A 14,869-nucleotide genomic window follows, 5' to 3' on the forward strand; every position below is an offset into this window, starting at 1 on the left:
GCGGCTGGCCGGGCAGGGCTGCGGCGTCGGTCATGCGGGGCCTCCACCGGTGCTCGGGGCGGTCGGTATGTGCTTGGTGAACTCGTCGTGCCCCGGCCAGGACAGCACGATCTCGCCGTTCTCCAGGCGGGCGCGCGCCAGTACCGGGGTCATGTCGCGCGCGGGCGCGGCGGCGAGCGTCTCGGCGGCGGTGGCGTACGGGAGCAGCTGGCGCAGAGTGGCGATGGTGGGCGGCATCATCAGCAGCTCGCCCTTGTCGTACCCGGCCGCGGCCTCCTCGGGGCGGATCCACACCGTGCGGTCGGCCTCCGTGGAGGCGTTGCGGGTGCGCTGGCCCTCGGGGAGGGCGGCGGCGAAGAACCAGGTGTCGTAGCGGCGGGACTCGAACTCCGGGGTGATCCAGCGGGTCCAGGCGCCGAGGAGGTCGGAGCGCAGCACCAGGCCGCGGCGGTCCAGGAACTCGGCGAAGGAGAGGTCGCGGGCGACAAGGGCGGCGCGGTCGCTCTCCCAGTCGTCCCCGGTGGTGTCGCCGACGACGGAGTCCGGGTCGGGTCCGGCGAGCAGGACGCCCGCCTCCTCGTACGTCTCCCGGACGGCCGCGCAGACGATGGCCTGGGCGCCGGCCTCGTCGACGCCGAGCCGGTCGGCCCACCACGCGCGCGTGGGGCCCGCCCAGCGGACCTGGCGGTCGTCGTCGCGCGGGTCGACACCGCCGCCGGGGTATGCGTACGCGCCTCCGGCGAAGGCCATGGAGGCGCGTCTGCGCAGCATGTGAACGACCGGTCCGGCCGCGGTGTCCTTCAGGAGCAGCACCGTGGCCGCGCGCCTCGGGGACACCGGGGTGAGGGTGCCGTCCGCGAGCGCGCGGATGCGGTCGGGCCACTCCTCGGGGTACCACTGACCGTTCGCCATGGCCGGAGGCTATCCCGTGTAGGGCGAATGTTCGAGAGGTACCCGAGGTCAGCGGGGCTGAGGGAACTCAGGGAACCAGCTCGACCTGGATCTCGACCTCCACCGGCGCGTCCAGCGGCAGCACCGCGACGCCGACCGCGCTGCGGGCGTGCACGCCCTTGTCGCCGAGGACCTCGCCGAGGAGCTCGCTGGCGCCGTTGACGACACCGGGCTGCCCGGTGAAGTCGGCGGCCGAGGCGACGAAGCCGACGACCTTCACCACGCGCGCGATGCGGTCCAGGTCGCCGGTGACGGACTTCACGGCGGCCAGCGCGTTCAGCGCGCAGGTGCGGGCCAACTGCTTGGCCTCCTCCGCGGTGACCTCGGCGCCCACCTTGCCGGTGACCGGGAGCTTGCCGTCCACCATCGGCAGCTGGCCGGAGGTGTAGACGTACACACCGGACTGCACGGCCGGCTGGTACGCGGCCAGCGGCGGGACGACCGCCGGCAGGGTCAGACCCAGTTCGGCCAGCTTGGCCTCGACCGCGCTCACGCCTGCTTCTCCCGCTTCAGGTAGGCCACGAGCTGTTCGGGGTTGTTGGGCCCGGGCACGACCTGGACGAGCTCCCAGCCGTCCTCGCCCCAGGTGTCCAGAATCTGCTTCGTGGCATGGACGAGCAGCGGCACGGTTGCGTATTCCCACTTGGTCATGGGCCGACTGTATCCGCTGTGACCCACGGGACAGGTGGACGGCCTGAGCACCGTTTATCCACAGCCTCCCGCGTGACCGTCGGCCGGACTGGTTAGTCTCGAAGGCGTGAGCAGGCTCCAGGTCGTCAGCGGCAAGGGCGGGACCGGAAAGACGACGGTCGCCGCCGCACTCGCGCTGACCCTCGCGACCGAGGGGAAGCGGACGCTTCTCGTGGAGGTCGAGGGTCGGCAGGGCATCGCACAGCTCTTCGAGACGGAGGCGCTGCCCTACGAAGAGCGGAAGATCGCGGTCGCTCCGGGCGGCGGGGAGGTGTACGCCCTCGCCATCGACCCCGAACTGGCCCTTCTGGACTATCTCCAGATGTTCTACAAGCTCGGCGGCGCGGGCCGGGCCCTGAAGAAGCTCGGCGCGGTCGACTTCGCGACCACCATCGCGCCGGGCCTCCGAGACGTCCTGCTCACCGGCAAGGCGTGCGAGGCGGTGCGCCGCAAGGACAAGTCCGGGCGGTTCGCGTACGACTACGTCGTCATGGACGCCCCGCCCACCGGGCGCATCACCCGCTTCCTCAACGTCAACGACGAGGTCGCCGGGCTCGCCAGGATCGGCCCGATACACAATCAGGCGCAGGCGGTGATGCGGGTGCTGAAGTCGCCGGAGACGGCGGTGCACCTGGTGACGCTGCTGGAGGAGATGCCCGTCCAGGAGACCGCCGACGGCATCGCCGAACTGCACGCGGCACGGCTGCCGGTGGGCAGGGTCATCGTGAACATGGTCCGGCCCCAGGTGCTGGACGCGACCGACCTGGAACTCGTACGGACCGTGCGGCGTTCCTCCTTCGCGCAGGCCTTGTCGGCCGCGGGGCTCGGCGGGGCCCGGCGGGGCGGGAACGCCGAGCGGCTGGTTGACCCGCTGCTGGAGCAGGCCGCGGAGTACGCCGAGCGGCACGCGCTGGAGCAGGAGCAGCGCGCGGTCCTCGGCGAGCTGGACCTGCCGCTGCACGAACTGCCGCTGCTCGCCGAGGGCATGGATCTCGCGGGCCTGTACGAACTCGCCACCGAGCTGCGGAAGCAGGGGTTGTCATGAGTCCGGACCCGGCCGAGGCGCAGGACGCCGCCCGCCCGCACCTCTCCGCCGCGCGCGTGCTCGACATCGACCCGCTGCTGGACGACCCGAAGACCCGGATCGTGGTGTGCTGCGGCTCGGGCGGGGTCGGCAAGACGACGACCGCGGCGGCGCTGGGCCTCAGGGCGGCCGAGCGGGGCCGCAAGGTGGTCGTCCTCACCATCGACCCGGCCCGCCGGCTCGCCCAGTCGATGGGCATCGACTCCCTCGACAACGTGCCCCGGCGGGTGAAGGGCACCGAGGGCGAGGGCGAGCTGCACGCCATGATGCTCGACATGAAGCGCACCTTCGACGAGGTCGTCGAGGCGCACGCGGACCCGGAGCGGGCGGCCGCGATCCTGGCCAACCCCTTCTACCAGTCGCTCTCGGCGGGCTTCGCGGGCACGCAGGAGTACATGGCGATGGAGAAGCTGGGCCAGCTGCGGGCCAGGGACGAGTGGGACCTGATCGTGGTCGACACCCCGCCCTCCCGCTCGGCGCTGGACTTCCTGGACGCGCCCAAGCGGCTCGGCTCCTTCCTGGACGGCCGCCTGATCCGGCTGCTGACCGCTCCGGCGAAGCTCGGCGGCCGCGCGGGGATGGCCTTCCTGAACGTCGGCATGTCGATGATGACCGGCACGCTGGGCAAGCTGCTGGGCGGCCAGCTGCTGAAGGACGTACAGACCTTCGTGGCCGCGATGGACACCACGTTCGGTGGTTTCCGCACGCGCGCGGACGCCACGTACAAGCTGCTCCAGGCGCCGGGCACGGCGTTCCTGGTGGTGGCGGCCCCGGAGCGGGACGCGCTGCGCGAGGCCGCGTACTTCGTGGAGCGGCTGGCCGCGGAGGACATGCCGCTGGTGGGACTGGTGCTCAACCGGGTCCATGGCAGCAGCGCCGGCCGGTTGTCGGCCGAGCGGGCGCTCGCCGCCGCGGAAAATCTTGAGGAGCCCCGCATTGTGGATCAGGGGGGCGGGAAAGCTGGACTTCGTAACTCTCCCGACACGTACGGCAGTTCAGAATCTCCCGCTTCCGCAACACCGGCTCCGGACGACGGCTCCCCCGCCTCGGACGACGGTTCACCGGCCGTGGACAGCGGCTCACCGAACAACGGCTCCCCGGCCGGGGACACGGAAGCGGACCCTGAGCGTTCCGTCGACCAGCTGACCGCAGGCCTGCTGAGGCTGCACGCGGAGCGCATGCAGCTGCTCTCCCGCGAGCAGCGCACGCGTGACCGCTTCACCGCCCGCCACCCCGAGGTGGCGGTCGTCGAGGTACCCGCACTGCCCGGTGACGTGCACGACCTCACGGGCCTGCGCGACATCGGGGACCGGCTGGCGGCGGGGCGAACGGAGCTGTCGTAGCGCCCACCGCGGGCGGCTCACGCTCACCAGCTCACCGCGGGCGGCTCAGCCGCCCGGGTCCCGGCCGTAAACGGACGCACACCTGACCGAGCTGTGCGCCGAGTTCGTGCACGCCTGCCGAGCGGGCGTTGCCCCGAGGGCACGCCCACGCACAGCAGGTGTTCAGCGGTTGTGTCCCACGACACACGTCCGACCGTTGCTTCCCATGCCTGATGGCCGGTCGGAGTGGCCCCGGGTCCACGCCGGGGGCGATGCCCTCAGCTCACCGCCGCGTAGTTCTCGTACACCTCGTCGCTGCCGAGGGGCACGATGCCGACGCCGCGCTCGTACTCCAAGCGGGCGGTTTCCAACAGCCTGCGCCAGGAGGTCACGGTGGGCCGCCGGCGCAGCAGTGCGCGGCGCTCCCGCTCCGTCATACCTCCCCACACGCCGAACTCCACGCGGTTGTCCAACGCATCGGCCAGACATTCGGTGCGTACCGGACACCCGGTGCACACCGCCTTGGCCCTGTTCTGTGCTGCTCCTTGAACGAACAGTTCATCCGGATCGGTAGTGCGGCAGGCAGCCTGCGCACTCCAGTCGGTTACCCAGCCCATACCGGCGCCGTCCTCTCCCGAATCGAGGCTCCCCCACGGCGGCAGCGGCATATTCACCGCCGCCAGTTGAGGACGTTACGGAAGGTGGGGACAGCGCAACACCCCCTTCGGGCCCAATCTTGAATGGCCCGAACGGACTATGGGTAAGCGGCAGATCACCCGCGGGAGTGAGCTGGCGACATGCGTGATCACCCCGGCAAACCGGGACGGCTGTGGTGCGCCACAACGGACGCCAGGTGACACACGAGGCGGATTCGGACACGTCCCCACCAGAAAATCGGGGTACTTCCGGAACGATTCGGGGTCGCCGGACGTATTGATACGTGGCCGCAGTGCTGTGACAGTTGAGAGCAGCTTAGGCCAAGGCCTGCGCGCATGTCCGGCGAATGAGAAGGTACGCGTTCTGCTTTGCCGTGCCGTGATGGAACGCTCATCACAACGGTTTAGGCTGCCCCCATGCCAAAGAAGCGCTCGGGCGGTGGCCTGTCGGCAACGCAGCAGGCCGCCAAGTTCCTCGGTGTCAGTGTGCTCGCGGGAGCCGTGATGGCGGGCATCGCGCTGCCCGCTGCCGGCGCGCTCGGACTCGCGGCCAAGGGCTCGGTCAAGGGCTTCGACGAGATCCCGGCCAACCTCAAGAGCCCCCAGCTCAGCCAGCGCACGACCATACTGGACAGCCGGGGCAACCAGCTGGCGACGGTCTACTCACGCGACCGTACGGTGGTGGACCTCAAGGACATCTCGCCGTACATGCAGAAGGCGATCGTCGCGATCGAGGACTCCCGCTTCTACAAGCACGGCGCGATCGACCTCAAGGGCGTGCTGCGCGCCCTGAACAAGAACGCGCAGAGCGGCGGGGTCTCCCAGGGCGCCTCCACGCTCACCCAGCAGCTGGTGAAGAACTACTTCATCGAGGAGGCCGGCGACGACCCCACCAAGGTCGCCGAGGCCACCCAGCAGACCCTCGGGCGCAAGGTCCGCGAGCTGAAGTACGCGATCCAGATCGAGGAGAAGCTGGGCAAGAAGAAGATCCTCGAGAACTACCTGAACATCACCTTCTTCGGCGAGCAGGCCTACGGCGTCGAGGCCGCCTCCCAGCGCTACTTCTCCAAGCACGCCAAGGACCTGAACGTGCAGGAGTCGGCGCTGCTGGCCGGCATCGTCCAGTCCCCGAGCCGCTACGACCCGGTGAACGACGAGGCCGAGGCCACCAAGCGCCGCAACACCGTCCTGCAGCGCATGGCCGAACTGGGCGACATCTCCCAGGTGGAGGCCGACCGGGCCAAGGAGAAGCCGCTCGGCCTGCACGTCAGCCAGCCGAAGAACGGCTGCATCACGGCCACCAAGGGCGCCGCGTTCTTCTGCAAGTACGTCGAGAACGTCTTCCTGACCGACCCGGCCTTCGGCAAGACCCGCGAGGCGCGCGCCCAGCTCTGGAACCGCGGCGGCCTCACCATCCGTACGACGATGGACCCGCAGGCGCAGGAGTCCGTGCAGGCCTCCCTGAAGGAGCACGTCTACAAGTCCGACAGCGTCGCGGCGGCGGCCACCCTGGTCGAGCCCGGCACCGGCAAGGTCCTGGCGATGGGCCAGTCGAAGCCCTACGGCTACGGCAACAACGAGACCGAGTACAACTTCTCGGTCAACCGGGACATGGGCGGATCCAACTACGGCTTCCCGACCGGTTCGACGTTCAAGCCGTTCGTGGCGGCGGCCGCGATCGAGGGCGGCAAGCCGGCGACGCAGGCGTACTCGGCGCCGTACAAGATGAACTACCCGAGCCCGGTCCAGCGGTGCAGCAGCAACCCCTACGTCAACACCAAGGGCGAGACGGTAGAGAACGAGAACGAGTCCGAGAAGGGCCCGTACCGCATGAAGGAGGCGATGGCGAAGTCCATCAACACCTACTTCGTGCAGCTGATCTCCGACATCGGTCTGTGCCCGGTGGTGAAGATGACCGACGCGCTGCACGTGGTGCAGGGCGACGGCTCGAAGCTCCCGGAGACCCCCTCGATCGCCCTCGGTTCGATCGGCCTCTCCCCGCTGACCATGGCGAACGCGTACGCCACCTTCGCCGCGCGGGGCATGTACTGCACCCCGATCGCCATCGAGTCGATCACCCAGAAGATCGGCAACGAGCAGAAGTCGATCGAGGTCCCCAAGTCGACCTGCTCGCGTGCGATGAGCGAGAAGACCGCCGACACCGTCAACACCCTGCTGCGCGGTGTGGTCGACTCCGGTACCGGCCAGCAGGCGGGCCTGACCGACCGGGAGAGCGCGGGCAAGACGGGTACGACGGACGAGCGCAAGAACGCCTGGTTCGTCGGCTACACGCCCAACCTGGCCGGTGCGGTCTGGGTCGGCAGCGCCAAGCAGAACGTGAAGATGACCGGGATCAGCATCGGCGGGGTCTACCACGACCTCGTCTTCGGTGGTCAGGTCCCCGGCCCGATCTGGAAGGACGCCATGACGGGCGCCCTGGCGGGCAAGGCGGCCCCGGACTTCAACCTGATCGACATCCCCGACGACGACACCAACGGGAAAGGCCGGGGAAAAGGCCGGGGGAACGACGGCGGCAAGAACGGGGACAACACGGGAGGACTGATCGGCGGACTGATCGGCGGCCTCACTGACGGGGGCACGACCGGCGGCGCCACGGGCGACACCAACGGCGGCACCTTCCCCACGCCGACGATCTCCCTCCCCGGCAACTTCATCGAGGGACAGACCAACGGCGGGAACAGGAACGGGGGCACGCGGGGCTAGTCCCGGCGGGCCTCACCCGGTACGACGGCGGGGCCGCGCCTCCTGGATGGAGGTGCGGCCCCGCCGTCGTACTAGTACGTCTCTGTTCCCGGCTCTCAGCCCTGGAGGAGCTTCTTCACCGCCGCGGCGACGCGGCCGCCCTCGGCCTGGCCGGCCACCTTCGGGTTCACGATCTTCATGACGGCACCCATGGCCCGCGGCCCCTCGGCACCGGCCGCCTTCGCCTCCTCGACGGCCTGGGCGACGATCGCGTTCAGCTCGTCGTCGGACAGCTGCTTGGGCAGGTAAGCGGCAAGAACCTCGCCCTCCGCCTTCTCCCGCTCGGCCTGCTCGGGACGACCACCCTGCGCGAAGGCGTCGGCCGCCTCACGGCGCTTCTTCGCCTCGCGGGTGATCACCTTCTGCACCTCGTCGTCGGAGAGCTCGCGCTTCTCCTTGCCCGCGACCTCCTCCTTGGTGATCGCGGCGAGCGTCAGCCGGAGCGTCGAGGAGCGGAGCTCGTCGCGCTCCTTGATCGCGGCGTTGAGGTCGTCGTGCAGCTTCGACTTGAGCGTGGTGGTCATGCGGTCGATTGTCGCAGGTACGACGGCGGGGGCGCCCGCGCATTTAAGCGGCGCCGGGCTCCGGGGTTACGTGGCGGTCGGCCCTGGGGTTACACGGCGGCCGGCCCGGGGGGTCACAAGGCGGCTGGTCTCAACGGCTCGGCGAGGTCTGACACGATGGTCATATGCGCGCGCGATACGGAGTACCCCTGGGAATCATGGCGGCAGGCGCCGCCGGACTGGCGTACGCGGCGGGCTTCGAGGCCCGCTCCTTCCGCCTCCGGCGAGTGACGGTCCCGGTCCTCCCGCCGGGCATGCGCCCGCTGCGCCTGCTCCAGGTCTCCGACATCCACATGGTCGGCGGCCAGCGCAAGAAGCAGCGGTGGCTGCAGTCGCTGGCGGGCCTGCGCCCCGACTTCGTGATCAACACCGGCGACAACCTGTCCGACCCGGAAGGCGTCCCCGAGGTGCTGGACGCCCTCGGCCCCCTGATGGAGTTCCCGGGCGCGTACGTCTTCGGCTCCAACGACTACTACGGCCCCAAACTCCGCAACCCCGCCCGCTACTTGCTGGAGAAGGCCAGCGGCCGCCACGGCCTGAACGGCAATGCCCCGGCGGTGGGCGTGATCCACAACCCCTGGGAGGACCTCAGGGACGGATTCGACGCGGCGGGCTGGCTGAACCTGACGAACACGCGCGGCGTGCTGAAGGTCGAGGGCGTGTCGATCGAGCTGACCGGCCTGGACGACCCGCACATCAAGCGCGACCGCTACGCCCGGGTGGCGGGCGGCCCCTCCGGCACGTACGACTTCTCGATGGGCGTCGTCCACGCCCCCTACCTGCGCGTCCTCGACTCCTTCACGGCGGACGACTACCCCCTGATCCTGGCCGGCCACACCCACGGCGGCCAGCTGTGCATCCCCTTCTACGGCGCTCTGGTCACCAACTGCGACCTGGACACGGACCGCGTGAAGGGCCTGTCCACCCATACGGCGGAGGGCCGTACGTCCTACCTCCACGTGTCGGCGGGCTGCGGAACGAACCGCTACACCCCCGTCCGCTTCGCCTGCCCTCCGGAGGCGACGCTGCTGACGTTGGTGGGGCGGGAGTAAGGGAAGGGAGCTGGTGGGGCGCGACGGGACGACGTAACCCACCCGGAGTGCCCCGAATAGCCCCTTTCATCCCTCCTGCTTAGCGTGGGGGCATGACCGCCCCCATACCCAGGGAGATCCCGGACCTGCCCGCGGTCCCGGGCCCGCCCCTCCTGCTGCCCGCACCGGTCCCGGCCACGGCGGTGGTGGCCCCGGCCCGCCGCCCCCTGGCAGCGCTGTTCCGCCTCCTGATCGCCCTGGCCGCGGCGGCCGGCGTCGCCCTGCAACTCCTGCTGGGCAGCCCCGCCCGGACCCTGAGCTACTTCAGCGTCCAGAGCAGCATCCTGCTGGCAGTGGTCATGCTCCTGTCGGCATCCAGGGCCTGGCGGGCCCGCCGCCCGCTCCCCTCGTCCGTGACAGGCGCCGCACTTCTCTACGCCGTGATCACCGCGCTGGTCTACCACGTGCTCCTCGCGCACACGACGCCCCCGTTCTCCATGACGGACGCGACCGCACCCCCGACCCGCTGGCACGCCCAGTGGGCGGCCCTTCAGCTCCTCCACACGGTGGTCCCCCTGGCGGCCGTCCTGGACTGGCTCCTGCTCACCCCCGCGGCCCGCCTGCACCTCCGCCAGGCGGCGAGCTGGCTCCTCTACCCCCTGGCCTACCTGGCCTTCTCCCTGATCCGGGCCACTTTCGTCCCCCCGGCCACCCCCGCCCGCTACCTGTACCCCTTTCTCGACGTCGAGGCCCACGGCTACCGCAGCACCCTCGCGAACGCCCTCCTCATCGGGCTCGCGATGTACGCCCTGGCGATCCTCCTGATCGCCCTGGACCACACCCGCCCGACCCCGGTCCGCCACGGCGGCTAAACCGGATTTCGTCTCCGGCCACCAGTGGGCTAAAGTAAACGACGTCGCCGCGACAAGCAGCGACATCGGGGTGTAGCGCAGCTTGGCAGCGCGCTTCGTTCGGGACGAAGAGGTCGTGGGTTCAAATCCCGCCACCCCGACGCTGGTCAGTGGGCCTGGTGTGCAAGTTGCACCAGGCCCACTGTCGTTCCTGGGGGCCAAAGGAAGTTGATCAGGCCACCGCGTCACTCTCGCCCGGGTCCTCCGCCTCCTCCCCTTCTTGATCTTCGGCAAAGATGTCATCCACCGCTTCGGCACCCTTCGTGATCACGGGCCGGAGTTGCTTGCGGTAGACCGCCTCGGTCGTCACCTGGCTGCTGTGACCGACCAGCAGGGCGATCGTCTCCAGCGGGATGCCGTCGTCGGAGAGCAGGGACACGAAGCTGTGCCGAAGCTCCCGCGGCGTCCACTCCGGCTTCAGGCCGGCCTTCCGCACCATGGCCTTGAAGTCGCGCCGAACGTTGGCCGCGTCGAGCGGCTCGCCGGTCCGGGTCGTGAAGACGCAGCTGGCCGGGCTCCACTCCATCCCCCGTGAGGCACGCTCCTGCTTCTGCCACCTCAAGTGTTCTTCAAGGACGTCGACCACCCTGCTTCGGCAGAGCGCTGGTCCGTCGGCTCTTCCTGGTCTTCGTCTCCCCGTGCTTGCACACCGAGCGCCAGACCGCGACGTGCGGCGGGATGCCGTTTCTCGTCTCCAGGAAGACGTGATCCCAGGTGAGAGGACGTGTCTCTTCGGTGCGGACATCGCTCAGGAGCGACAGCACCAGGTAGGCGTACAGCCTCGATCCGCGTGCGGCGGCGAGCACGGACTTCGCCTGCTCCAGGTTCAGCGCCCTGCTCGGCCGGCCAGGGCGCCCTTCCGGTCCTCGCAGCGCCCTCGGCATCACTCGCACCGCGACGCTGATCCCGGCGAAAGGCCTCAGCCGAGCACGCCGCCGACGCCTCCGGCTGCGCGATGCACGACGGGCCCGACCGGTTCTCCCGGTCGGGCCCGTCACACGCCTGCGCCAACAGCCGGCAACGGTCCCGCAGGCTGCCCGCTCGCCCGTCAGTCCCGGCGGATCAGTTCCGGATCGATTCGGCGGCCGACCAGCGGCAGTGAGCCCGCTGCCGCTGCCCCCACCGCTCCTGCCGCTGCCAGGAGCAGCAGGGGGATGCCGGCGACATCCCAGCGGATGCTGCCACCGCCGGTGATCAGATAACTGGACTCGGCGAGCTTCCCGGTGACGACTGCCAAGCCGAGTCCGAGCCCGAGTGGCAGCACGACCTGGAGGCACTGCACGGTCCGCATCGTCCGTGCCCGCGCCCCGATCAATGTGACGGCGGTGACCTGCGCCCGGCGCTCGACCGCGCGGTCGGTCACGGAGACCAGGAAGGCGGCGACACCGATGAGCAGCCCCATGATCATGCCGAGGGCGAGGAGGGTTTCGACGACCGAGATCTGTTCGAGTCCCTGGACGTTCAATCCGACCAGTTCCACCTCGGCGATGGGGGCGACGGCTCCGATGCCGTCCAGGACGCCACGGACCGTGCCGGGTTCCGAACTGCTGGTGAGTACGAGTTCCGCGTCGCGGGGGCGGGCGTGTCCGGGCAGCGCCGAGGGTGGGACGAGGAGGACGGCGTTCTGGACGGAGGACGCCGAGTACCCGCTGTAGACGATCCGTCCGGCGGGGAGCGGGATGTCCAGGTGATCGGCCTTGCCGCCCGAGAAGCGGAAGCGGAAAGGCGTGCCTGTCTTCAGGCCGGATCCGACGCTCGAGTTGGGGTCGACGAGCCGCATCACCTTGCCGTCCACGCAGCCCTCGGCGCGCTGGACCATGCGGTCCAGCTGGGCGCAGGTGGCGACCAGGGCGGTGGCCGACGAGGCGAACGCCGCGTCCGGCCGCTGCCTGTTGAGGTCGACCCAGGAGTTCATCATGAGCGCGTGGGTGCGTACGCCGGTCACGCCGCCGAGTTCCCGCTGCTGCTGCGCGGTGATGCCGGACAGGGAGAGGGAGTAGTCCTGTACGGGGCCGTCCGGCCGGGTGACCTGTTCGAGCTGGATGAGGACGCCCTGTGCGAGGGAGGCGGCGTAGACGAGGAGGACGAGACCGGTGACTACCCGCATCGTGCTCCCGGGTTCCGCCTCGTTGCGCCGCATCGCCAGGTTGAGCGTGATGGACTGGGTGGTCCGTGCCACCCGGCTGGCGAGAACGTACGAGATCAACGGGAGCGTCAGCACGAGCCCGACTCCGGTCAGCACGACGCCGCCGACCACGAGCAGCGCGTTGAGGCCCACACTCGAAGCCGGATGCCCCAGCAGAGCCGAGACGCAGAAACCGGACACGATGCCCAGGCCGGCGATCAGGAGCAGACCGCCCCACTTGGACGGTGATCGTGGTACCGCCGTCCGCCGTACTGCCAGCGGATTGGCGGTGGCCTCTCGCGCGCTCTTCCGGCCGACGAACCAGGCCAGCGCCGGACAGCCGATCAGACACACGGCGACCGTGGTCGTCGACAGGGCGCCGTCGCTCGGGTACCACCTCAGCGCGGGCAGACCCGTCCGGGACATCGCCTGGTTGAGAACCCAGTACTCGCCCAGTCCGAGCACCGCGCCCAGCAGAGCGGCGACGACGGTCTCCGCGGCGTTGACGCGCTGCGTGCCCTTCCTGCTGAGGCCCAGCAGCCGTAGCGCCGCCAGACGACGTGTGCGGCTGGCGGCCGAGAGACGCGCGCAGACGGACAGGAAGATGGCCAGGGGCAGGAGGACCAGGGTGGCCAGGGCGAACCGCACGTCCGTCAGGGTGGACGGTTCCACTGCGGGGAACGGGGCGTAGTCGTACCCGAATCCCTTCAGGGTCCGGCCCTCGCCGGCGATCCGGTCACGCGTGGTGCCGATGTACGCGTACAACTCGTCGGGATGCGCGAGCCCGTCCTGCGCGATGGTGCCCTTCTCGTGCCCCGGCAGCAGCCCCTTGAGGGCGGGCGACTCACGCAGCAGGTCGTGGACGCGCGGCGAGACGAACACCTCGCCGGGGCCGGGGAGTTGGATCAATCCGGGCGGGGCCGACCGTGTGCCCTCGCTGCCCCGCGCGATGAAGACGCGGGTGAACGACTTCGATCCGTACGCGTCGGAGCGCTGGACAACGAGAGTGCCGTCCGCCGGTCCTTTGGACGTGGTGACGGGTTGCCGAGCCGCGGCACGACCGTCGTGGGCGTGGAGGATCGCCGGAATGGTGAGGACGAGAGCCAGACAGCAGACTCCGATCGAGCCACCGGCCGCCATCAGGAAGAAACGTACGCGGTTGCCTCGTCCCCCGCCGAAGAGGAGCCGCAGACCGAGCAGGAACTCCGTCACACCGCACCTCGGGGGGTGAGGACTCCGTCGGCCATCGTGTACCGGGTGTCGGCCTGCGCCGCCACGCCGTGATCGTGCGTCACCAGGATGACGGCGGTGCCCTGTGAACGGGCCAGGCCGAGGAACTCCTTGAGTACGGCGGAGGCGTTGGCGCTGTCCAGAGATCCTGTCGGCTCGTCCGCGAAGACGATCGAGGGCCGGTGGACCAGGGCCCTTGCCACGGCGACGCGCTGGCTCTGACCGCCCGAGACCTGTGCGGGCCGGCGCTCGCGCAGCTCTCCGAGGCCGAGCCGCTCGAGCACTTCGCCGGCTCGGGCGAGGGCGGGCCGCTTGCGCTGCCCGGCGAGGCGCAGTGGCAGTGCCGTGTTCTCCTCGACGGTCAGTTCCGGGAGCAGTTCGCCGTACTGGAAGACGAAGCCGAAGCGTTCCCGGCGCAGGGTGCTGATGTCGTCGTCGGAGAGGTCACCGAGCGCGCGTCCTTCGAAGCGCACCTGCCCGCGGGTGGTGGGCAGGACACCGGCAAGGCAGTAGAGCAGTGAGGACTTGCCGGAGCCGCTCTGTCCGGTGATGGCCACGACCTCCCCCGGCATGACCGAGAGGTGGGCGTCACGGACAGCCGGTTGATTGCCGTAGGAGAGGTCGACACCGGCGGCTGAGAGTATGTCTGACGTGCTGATGGCTTCCCCCAAAGAAGCATGCGGGCCCAGGGGCGTGTGCCCCTGGGCCCGAGGTCCTGCCGGAGCGCTGCCTACCTCTGGTAGTGCTTCGTCGGCGAGCAGTTGTCAGGGTTGAGCGAGCCCTTGTCACGGCAGACGCGTATGTAGGCGTCGTCGGTGTGCAGGACGTCACCGTCCCAGTTGATCTCGTCGAGCGGGACGCTGTGCTTCTGCTTGCCGTTGTAGCGGCTCCAGTCGTACCCGTCCACGCGGACCTGCATGTAGACGTTGTGACCGTCACCGTGGTCGGTGTCGTTCAGGTTGCCCGCCCACTCGAAGCCGCCCTTGTGCTGGCTCGAGGGCCAGAAGGCGTACTGCCCGCCGGTGAACGAGCCGCCACCGGTGGAGAGCGTCGGAATGGTGTGCCAGGAGACGGCGGCCGCCGTCCCGGCGCTGACGGCGAACAGCCCTGCGGCGATCGCGCCGACTGCAAACTTGCGCATGGAATCCTCCCGTTTTTCTGCAAAGCCCCGGATGGTCAGGTCCGGAACCGTCGCGACGCTAGCAGGCAGGAAAGGGGGGTCATGGGCATGATCAGTTCAAGTCTGTCCGCTTTCGATCATGTTTCCGATCGGGATTCTTTGCCGCCGCTTAGCCATTGAATGACGATCTCCTTGACCTGGGTCCACTACGGCTTCACCGGCCGGGAGAACCTGTACCGCGTCAGAAGGCACCGGGAAGGCGTCGCCCGACACGGGGTCCCACAGGGTCACCTCACCACCGACTACACCGAAGCTGCCGTACACGGCGACCGGGAGGAGCAGGCGCAGAGTGCGGTGGTGAAAAGGGGCCCGCAGCGCCTCCGGCGACCACGACGAGGACTGACGGCAGAGCACCGGCGTACA

Annotated in this window: 15 protein-coding genes and 1 tRNA gene; 6 read left to right on the forward strand and 10 right to left on the reverse strand. The window is 69.7% G+C overall.

All coding sequences use genetic code 11. From position 1 onward, the window contains the following. Window positions 1–30 precede the first annotated feature (30 nt). The 3 genes from ACFY3C_RS40535 to ACFY3C_RS40545 all read right to left on the reverse strand — a co-directional run bounded on the left by ACFY3C_RS40535 (window position 31) and on the right by ACFY3C_RS40545 (window position 1,602). Entirely contained in the window at window positions 31–912 is an 882-nt protein-coding gene (locus ACFY3C_RS40535; protein WP_390774404.1) for an NUDIX hydrolase, read from the reverse strand. A 67-nt stretch (window positions 913–979) separates the two neighbouring features. Next, window positions 980–1,444: a RidA family protein gene (locus ACFY3C_RS40540; RefSeq protein ID WP_386579432.1), complete on the reverse strand. Its 465-nt coding sequence runs from the start codon at window positions 1,442–1,444 to the stop codon at window positions 980–982. Continuing rightward, the gene (locus tag ACFY3C_RS40545) at window positions 1,441–1,602 is read right to left on the reverse strand and encodes a DUF4177 domain-containing protein (protein ID WP_003975360.1); all 162 of its coding nucleotides are present in this window, start codon (window positions 1,600–1,602) and stop codon (window positions 1,441–1,443) included. The genes ACFY3C_RS40540 and ACFY3C_RS40545 overlap by 4 nt, the downstream gene beginning before the upstream one ends. 106 nt (window positions 1,603–1,708) lie before the next feature. Between ACFY3C_RS40545 and ACFY3C_RS40550 the strand changes: the two genes are divergently transcribed. Both ACFY3C_RS40550 and ACFY3C_RS40555 read left to right on the forward strand, forming a co-directional pair. Further along, complete coding sequence (locus ACFY3C_RS40550) at window positions 1,709–2,686, forward strand: ArsA-related P-loop ATPase (RefSeq protein WP_386579430.1); 978 nt, start codon at window positions 1,709–1,711, stop codon at window positions 2,684–2,686. Then, window positions 2,683–4,068 (forward strand): ArsA family ATPase, encoded by a 1,386-nt coding sequence (locus ACFY3C_RS40555; protein WP_390774405.1) that lies wholly within the window; start codon window positions 2,683–2,685, stop codon window positions 4,066–4,068. The genes ACFY3C_RS40550 and ACFY3C_RS40555 overlap by 4 nt, the downstream gene beginning before the upstream one ends. Before the next feature lie 257 nt (window positions 4,069–4,325). On the opposite strand, the gene wblA is transcribed toward ACFY3C_RS40555, so the two are convergent. Further along, a complete protein-coding gene (gene wblA, locus ACFY3C_RS40560; protein ID WP_386579621.1) occupies window positions 4,326–4,664 on the reverse strand; it encodes a transcriptional regulator WblA in 339 nt (112 codons plus the stop codon). A 456-nt stretch (window positions 4,665–5,120) separates the two neighbouring features. Between wblA and ACFY3C_RS40565 the strand changes: the two genes are divergently transcribed. After that, window positions 5,121–7,427 carry a transglycosylase domain-containing protein gene (locus tag ACFY3C_RS40565; protein WP_390774406.1) on the forward strand — a complete coding sequence of 769 codons (2,307 nt, stop codon included), beginning with the start codon at window positions 5,121–5,123 and terminating at the stop codon, window positions 7,425–7,427. A 95-nt stretch (window positions 7,428–7,522) separates the two neighbouring features. Here ACFY3C_RS40565 and ACFY3C_RS40570 read toward each other — a convergent pair whose 3' ends face one another. Further along, a complete protein-coding gene (locus ACFY3C_RS40570) occupies window positions 7,523–7,990 on the reverse strand; it encodes a GatB/YqeY domain-containing protein (RefSeq protein ID WP_100827460.1) in 468 nt (155 codons plus the stop codon). A gap of 164 nt (window positions 7,991–8,154) precedes the next feature. On the opposite strand from ACFY3C_RS40570, the gene ACFY3C_RS40575 reads away from it, so the two are divergent. The 3 genes from ACFY3C_RS40575 to ACFY3C_RS40585 all read left to right on the forward strand — a co-directional run bounded on the left by ACFY3C_RS40575 (window position 8,155) and on the right by ACFY3C_RS40585 (window position 10,072). After that, window positions 8,155–9,081 (forward strand): metallophosphoesterase, encoded by a 927-nt coding sequence (locus ACFY3C_RS40575; RefSeq protein ID WP_386579423.1) that lies wholly within the window; start codon window positions 8,155–8,157, stop codon window positions 9,079–9,081. Between the two features lie 92 nt (window positions 9,082–9,173). Continuing rightward, window positions 9,174–9,932, forward strand: a complete 759-nt coding sequence (locus ACFY3C_RS40580; protein WP_390774407.1) for a Pr6Pr family membrane protein — start codon at window positions 9,174–9,176, stop codon at window positions 9,930–9,932. A gap of 66 nt (window positions 9,933–9,998) precedes the next feature. Next, window positions 9,999–10,072: transfer RNA gene (locus tag ACFY3C_RS40585), tRNA-Pro, on the forward strand. 71 nt (window positions 10,073–10,143) lie between these two features. Here ACFY3C_RS40585 and ACFY3C_RS40590 read toward each other — a convergent pair. The 5 genes from ACFY3C_RS40590 to ACFY3C_RS40610 form a co-directional block, all read right to left on the reverse strand. After that, window positions 10,144–10,533, reverse strand: coding sequence for a tyrosine-type recombinase/integrase (locus ACFY3C_RS40590; RefSeq protein ID WP_390774408.1), 390 nt, complete (start codon window positions 10,531–10,533; stop codon window positions 10,144–10,146). A 7-nt stretch (window positions 10,534–10,540) separates the two neighbouring features. After that, window positions 10,541–10,855 (reverse strand): hypothetical protein, encoded by a 315-nt coding sequence (locus tag ACFY3C_RS40595; protein ID WP_390774409.1) that lies wholly within the window; start codon window positions 10,853–10,855, stop codon window positions 10,541–10,543. A 164-nt stretch (window positions 10,856–11,019) separates the two neighbouring features. Then, window positions 11,020–13,308 (reverse strand): FtsX-like permease family protein, encoded by a 2,289-nt coding sequence (locus ACFY3C_RS40600; protein WP_390774410.1) that lies wholly within the window; start codon window positions 13,306–13,308, stop codon window positions 11,020–11,022. Then, a complete protein-coding gene (locus ACFY3C_RS40605; protein WP_390774411.1) occupies window positions 13,305–13,898 on the reverse strand; it encodes an ABC transporter ATP-binding protein in 594 nt (197 codons plus the stop codon). Before ACFY3C_RS40605 ends, ACFY3C_RS40600 begins: the two co-directional genes overlap by 4 nt. 158 nt (window positions 13,899–14,056) lie before the next feature. Continuing rightward, window positions 14,057–14,467, reverse strand: a complete 411-nt coding sequence (locus tag ACFY3C_RS40610) for a hypothetical protein (protein ID WP_386579415.1) — start codon at window positions 14,465–14,467, stop codon at window positions 14,057–14,059. Between the last annotated feature and the right edge of the window lie 402 nt (window positions 14,468–14,869).

The organism is Streptomyces sp. NPDC001410, from assembly GCF_042895235.1.
Lineage (GTDB): Bacteria > Actinomycetota > Actinomycetes > Streptomycetales > Streptomycetaceae > Streptomyces.